Annotated in this window: 1 protein-coding gene and 1 pseudogene; both read right to left on the minus strand. The window is 66.3% G+C overall.

Annotation, left to right across the window (positions count from 1 at the left end; genetic code table 11):
- Positions 1–355: 355 nt before the first annotated feature.
- On the minus strand, positions 356–1,507 hold the full coding sequence (locus ABFC67_RS03955) for an IS110 family transposase (protein ID WP_346736746.1): 1,152 nt from the start codon (positions 1,505–1,507) through the stop codon (positions 356–358).
- 268 nt (positions 1,508–1,775) lie between these two features.
- Positions 1,776–2,205: pseudogene (locus ABFC67_RS03960) on the minus strand (hypothetical protein); the annotation flags it as partial.

Here is a 2,205-nt window from a genome sequence, read left to right on the forward strand (position 1 = left end):
TGCGCTCACCCCCGGCTTCCATGAGAAGGCATTGTCAAGACCAACTTGTTGGTCCACCGCTTACCTCGCGCGCCTCGAGCTGCTGAGGTCCGTGGTCACCCGGCTTCCATGCGCACTTGGGGCGGGCTCGCTGGGAGCCCTGTGCAGGGTAAGTTCCGAGATTGTGGGCGCTGCAGACTACATTCCGCATTGGCGGCCTTGCGGCTGGTGCGGCCAGGGGTTCGCAGTCGCCCGGACGGGGTGATCCGTCTGAACCGAGCAGTCGGGGCGCGCCGGGAGTCGGTCGGTCCGCGCGCGAGCTGGCTTGAATTCTCCTTCCAGAGCTCCGGGAATTTCCTAACCTCTCAAGCGGCGCTTACCGCTGCGCTTGTGCCGGGATTCGTTCGCGCCGGCGCGGGCGCGGGCTGGCGTCGCCGCGCATGCTCCGCGCCGCCGCCTGCTCCGCGATCCGCTCGCGCCGCTTCGTGGCCCAGAACGGATCGTACGGCTCCTCGCTCACCCACAGCCGGTGCATCTGCACGGCCAGCCGCCGCGCCACCGCGATGACCGCCCGTTTCTTGGCCGCCTTGCCGCCGCGCTCGGCCAGCTTCAGCCCCCACTCTTTCAGCTCGCACGGCTTGCTGCGATTGCCCAGCACGTACTGCGCGCACTGGACCAGGAGCTGGCGCAGATACGGGTCGCCCGCCTTGCTGATGCGCAGTTGCTTGTCGCACGTCCCCGACTGGTCGCGCGCCGGCGTCAGGCCGGCGTAGACCCCGACCTGGCGGCTGCGCGCAAAGCGCCGCGGGTCCTCGACGACCAGCATGAAGCACAGCGCCGTCAGAGGCCCCACCCCGATCGGCGCCCTCAGGCGCGCGCTGGCGGGATACTTTTCCTCGGCGAGGCGCTCGATCTTGCGCTCGAGCTGGCGGATCCTGGTCGTCACGTCACCGATCGTGCTCATGAGCGGCTCCAGGGACTGGCGCAGCGCCGCCGGCACCGCCTCGCCGTGCTTGTGGAAACTTTCGGCCGAACACGACGGCAGACGTCCGCCCATGCTCTTGACGATGCCGCGGCACTGGTTGATGAGCATCGCGCGCGCCTTGACCAGACCGTGGCGCGCCTTGATGAGGGCCAGGTCGGCCTGCGCGTCGGCGCCGCGGTGGCGGATCGGGCTCAGCAGGCTGCGGTCGGCACGGCCCAGCCGGGCCAGCAGCCGCGCGTCGTTGCGGTCGGTCTTGTTCTGGCTGTCGCTGATCGCGCGCAGCTTGCGCGGATTGGCCACCAGCACCTCGTGGCCCCAGCCCTCGATGGCCGAGCTGATCCACGGCGAGTGCGTGCCGGCCTCCATCACGACCAGCGCCGGCTCAAGGCCGGCAAGGACTTTTTCCAGGCCACGATGCGTGTTGGGCACTTGCAGTTCTCGTGCGATCTGGCCGCCCGCGTCGAGGATGCAGATCTGGTGGCTCTTGTCGCCCAGATCGATTCCGATGGTCTGCGCCGACATGCTGGTGATACTCTTCTTCATGGCTGGTCTCCTTTTGGGCCTCGAGCCCGTTTCTTATTGTGAGCGTGATCCTAATCACAGCTCGTCAAGGAGACCAGCCTTCTCATCTTACCTACAACCTGCCGGCCCTTCGGGCCTCGGCTTTCACCGATGATCTCGGTAAAACTTTTGTCATCGGCTATAATCGTGAATTGAAATGTCGCTTCGGCTCGAAGCGACCTACTGACGAAAAAAGCCCGGGACGATTTTGGGTCGGCCCGGGCTCTGGAAGTCAGGAGTCAGGATTGCGTTACGCGCGGCGGGGGCACTGCGGCGCGGCGGCTTTGCGGCATGAGGGCGCGAGGGTGTCTTCGCAATCTTCAGGCTTGCAGCAGGTCTCGCAGACGCGCTTCATGGCGCGCACGGCGAGCAGTTGCACGCGCGGCGAGATGAAGCCCGGCTTGACCGGCTCTTCCCTCATGAGGTCGGTGCTCAGGTATTTCTTGTTGTCGTCGGAGAAGACCGTCGTGATCACCGCGTCCTTGCCCAGCTTCTCTTGAAGCATGAGGGCGCCGACGAGGTTCGCGCCCGACGAAATGCCGACGGCGAGGCCGAGTTCCTGGGCCAGCTTCTGCGCCATGATGATGCCGTCGCCGTCGTCGACCTGGACCGGCTCGTCGAGGAAGTCGAGGTCAACGATGTCGGGGATGAAGTCGTCGCCGATGCCCTGGATGCGGTGC

This window comes from Mizugakiibacter sp. (assembly GCF_039680435.1).
Classification (GTDB): domain Bacteria; phylum Pseudomonadota; class Gammaproteobacteria; order Xanthomonadales; family Rhodanobacteraceae; genus Mizugakiibacter.

Excerpts from the sequence above, each read along its gene's own strand:
- ABFC67_RS03955 (WP_346736746.1), bottom strand. The coding sequence starts at position 1,507 with ATGAAGAAGAGTATCACCAGCATGTCGGCGCAGACCATCGGAATCGAT.